This window comes from Mycobacterium asiaticum DSM 44297, assembly GCF_000613245.1.
In the GTDB taxonomy this organism is placed as follows: Bacteria; Actinomycetota; Actinomycetes; order Mycobacteriales; family Mycobacteriaceae; genus Mycobacterium; species Mycobacterium asiaticum.
In genome coordinates this window covers 713,747-716,919 of record NZ_HG964938.1, presented here as the reverse complement: position 1 = coordinate 716,919, position 3,173 = coordinate 713,747, and the positions used below count along the sequence as shown (strand labels likewise).

Genomic DNA, 3,173 nt, shown 5'->3' with positions numbered 1-3,173 from the left:
GCCGCACCGCACCGCGCGCACCGTTGCCGTACAACCAGCCGCCCGACCCTCCGGCACCGCCCGCCGCACCGGCTCCGCCGGCGCCACCCAGCCCGCCGTTGCCGATCAGTCCCGCCGCGCCGCCAACTCCGCCAGCCGCCCCGTCGGCTGTTTGGGAGAACCCGTTGCCACCATTTCCGTAAAGCAACCCGCCGGCACCGCCGTTGGGATTGGCAGCCGTGCCGTGGGCTCCGTCGCCGATCAGTGGCCTACCCAGCAAAGCCTGGGCCGGCGCGTTGACGGCGTTGAGGATGTCCTGCTGCGCCGACTGCAGTGCGACGTTGGCCGCCTCTGCTGAGGCGTAAGCTCCAGCTGCCCCGGTGAGCGACTGCACGAACTGCTGATGGAAGGCAGAGAGCTGCCGGCTCACGGCCTGAAACTGCTCGCCGTGTCCGCTGAACAACGCCGCTACCGCCGCGGACACCTCGTCGGCGCCCGCCGCCAGAACGTTCGTGGTCGGTGGCCCGGCCAGCCTGCCGGCCGAAGTCAGAATCGAGCCGACACCCGCAAGATCAGCAGCCGCCGTGGCCACCGTCTCCGGGACCGCTACCAGATACGACACCGTCGCCCTCCTCGCGCATGGTCGGGACCCGCGAATTTCAGGGAATTGACGATAGCGTTACTGCGCAGAAAGGACAGTGATTTCGGATCTGGTCACAGGTAATGCAAATTATGCAGACCCGCGGCCGGCTCAGGCGCTCGGCCGGCGCGCGGATACGAACAGCGTCGGCGGCATGGAGTCCTCGGAGCCGCTCGGGACCACCCGGTTGTAGCGAGCCATCAATTCGGGAAAGTCCGCCGCGGTGGCTTCCCAGCCACGCTCCCGCAGCCAATCCGTGAGCGCAGTGCGCTCCTCGGGGTACCAGAGGTCTTCCACGGCCGGGATCTCGGTGTCGACGAGTCGCGCCGCCACCGCCCGGATCCGCTGCATTTCCTCGCGCTGGCGTTGCACCAGCTCGCTGTCGATTGCACCCTTGTCCGGCACGTTGGAGGCCAGCCAGCTACCAGGTGCGCTGAGCATGTCGATGCGCTCGAACAGCAGATCTTGAGCCTGCGCGGGCAGGTAGCGCACCAATCCCTCGGCCGACCATGCCGAGGGTTGCGTCGGGTCGAACCCCGCCTCCTGTAGAGCCTTCGGCCAGTCCTGGCGCAGGTCGACGGCGATATTGACCACCTGCGACGTGGGCCGGGCACCGTGCCGCTCCAGCGTGGTGTTCTTGAATTCCAGCACCTTGGGCTGGTCGAGCTCGTAGACCACCGTGCCGTCCGGCCACGGCAGCCGCCACGCGCGGGCGTCCAGTCCGGAGGCGAGGATGACTATCTGACGGACGCCGGAGTCGGCGGCAGCCAGAAAGAACTCGTCGAAGAACGCGGTCCGCGTCGCCATGAAATCGACCATCAACTGCGCCCTGGTCCCGATCTCGGGTTCGATCTCGCGGGCCTGCGCAAGCAAGTCCGGGTCGGAGTAGAGGGTCCACATTCCCTTGCCCGCCGCGTCGAGAAAGACCCGGGCGAACGGGTCGTTGATCAACGGGTTTTCACTCTCGGTCTCCACGGCCCGTGCCGCAGCAACACCTAGAGCGGTAGAGCCCACGCTCTGCGTGATCTCCCAGGAATCGTTGTCGGTGCGCTGCATGGCACTCCTCCTCAACCGAGAAAGTCAGTTTTGCAAACTATTCTTCCAGGGCGGCGCCCGCAACGGCCGCCGCTGGGCAGTCCCTACGCTCTTTCTAGGCTGTTTCCAAGTCGGTTGACAGGTGCAAAGGAGCAGCATGAATCCGGCCGTAGATCTGGATGCGGTGGCTCGTTGGATGTCGGAGCAAGGTCTGGGGGAGGGACCCCTGCAGGACGTCGCGGCGGTGACCGGCGGCACCCAGAACGTGATGATGCGGTTCACCAGGTCCGGCCGGCCCTACGTGCTGCGCCGCGGCCCACGGCACCTGCGCCCCCGCAGCAACAGCGTCATCCTGCGAGAGACACGGGTGCTTGCGGCACTGGCCGGCTCCGATGTGCCGCACCCCCATCTGATCGCGACGTGCGACGACCCCAGGGTGCTCGGGGACGCCGTGTTCTACCTGATGGAACCGATCGACGGCTTCAACGCGGGTGAGGGCCTGCCGCCGCTGCATGCCACTGACCCTCAGGTGCGCTACAGCATGGGGTTGTCGATGGCCGACGCGCTGGCCAGGCTCGGCGCCGTCGATCACGTCGCCGTCGGTCTCGAAGATTTCGGCAAACCGGCGGGGTTTCTGGAACGTCAAGTGCCGCGCTGGCTTTCGGAGCTGGAGTCCTATCAGGAGTACGACGGCTACCCCGGTCCGGACATTCCGGGCATCGACGAAGTGTCGCACTGGCTGGAAAGCCACCGACCCGCTCATTGGACGCCCGGCATCATGCACGGCGACTACCACGCGGCTAACGTGATGTTCTCCCGCACCGGGCCCGAAGTGGTGGCGATCGTGGACTGGGAGATGTGCACGATCGGAGACCCGCTGCTGGATTTGGGCTGGCTGCTAGCGACCTGGCGCCAAGACGACGGCTCCAGCGTGTTCAGTCACGCCCTCGGCGGTAGGGACGGTCTGGCCAGCACCAATGACCTGCTGCAGCGTTATGCCGCCAACACCACTCGCGACCTCTCGCACATCACCTGGTACACCGTGCTGGCCTGCTTCAAGCTGGGCATCGTGATTGAGGGCACGCTGGCCCGCGCCTGTGCGGGCAAGGCGGAGAAAGCGGTCGGCGATCAGCTGCACGCGGGCACCGTGCACCTGTTCAAGCGCGCGCTGGCGTTGATCGAGACGCGTTCTTAGGCGACGCGGTTGGCGCCGCCGGCGCCGCCGGTGCCAAACTCGCGCGGGGCCTCGTCGTGACGCTTGACGTAGCTGGCCCGCAGATCGCGCGCGTCCCCCCGGCCGCCTGGGCCACCGTCGCCGAACCCCTTGCCCGGCTTGCCTTTTCGGGCACGGTTGGCCACCTGATCCGGCTTGTTGAGCAGGCCTGCGCTCGCCGCGCTTGCAACGCCGGCCCGTGTCACCGGCGCAGCACTTCCGGCGTAGCCGCCCACTCGGCCGGGCGCGCCGCCGCGCGCGACGCCACCACCGCGATAGCCGGCATTGCCGGAGCCGCCCAACAGA

At 67.6% G+C, this 3,173-nt stretch carries 2 protein-coding genes and 2 pseudogenes; 1 reads left to right on the top strand and 3 read right to left on the bottom strand.

Annotation, left to right across the window (positions count from 1 at the left end; genetic code table 11):
* A pseudogene (locus BN972_RS30595) lies at window positions 1-601 on the bottom strand (PE family protein); the annotation flags it as partial.
* Between the two features lie 129 nt (window positions 602-730).
* The gene (locus BN972_RS22175; protein ID WP_036362596.1) at window positions 731-1,675 is read right to left on the bottom strand and encodes a class I SAM-dependent methyltransferase; all 945 of its coding nucleotides are present in this window, start codon (window positions 1,673-1,675) and stop codon (window positions 731-733) included.
* Window positions 1,676-1,811: 136 nt separating this feature from the next.
* Here BN972_RS22175 and BN972_RS22170 point away from each other — a divergent pair, with 136 nt between their 5' ends.
* Window positions 1,812-2,849 carry a phosphotransferase family protein gene (locus BN972_RS22170; protein ID WP_036362595.1) on the top strand — a complete coding sequence of 346 codons (1,038 nt, stop codon included), beginning with the start codon at window positions 1,812-1,814 and terminating at the stop codon, window positions 2,847-2,849.
* Here BN972_RS22170 and BN972_RS29640 read toward each other — a convergent pair.
* Window positions 2,846-3,173 (bottom strand): annotated as a pseudogene (locus BN972_RS29640) (hypothetical protein); the annotation flags it as partial. The gene BN972_RS22170 and the pseudogene BN972_RS29640 overlap by 4 nt on opposite strands.

Excerpts from the sequence above, each read along its gene's own strand:
- BN972_RS22170 (WP_036362595.1), top strand. The coding sequence starts at position 1,812 with ATGAATCCGGCCGTAGATCTGGATGCGGTGGCTCGTTGGATGTCGGAG.
- BN972_RS22175 (WP_036362596.1), bottom strand. The coding sequence starts at position 1,675 with ATGCAGCGCACCGACAACGATTCCTGGGAGATCACGCAGAGCGTGGGC.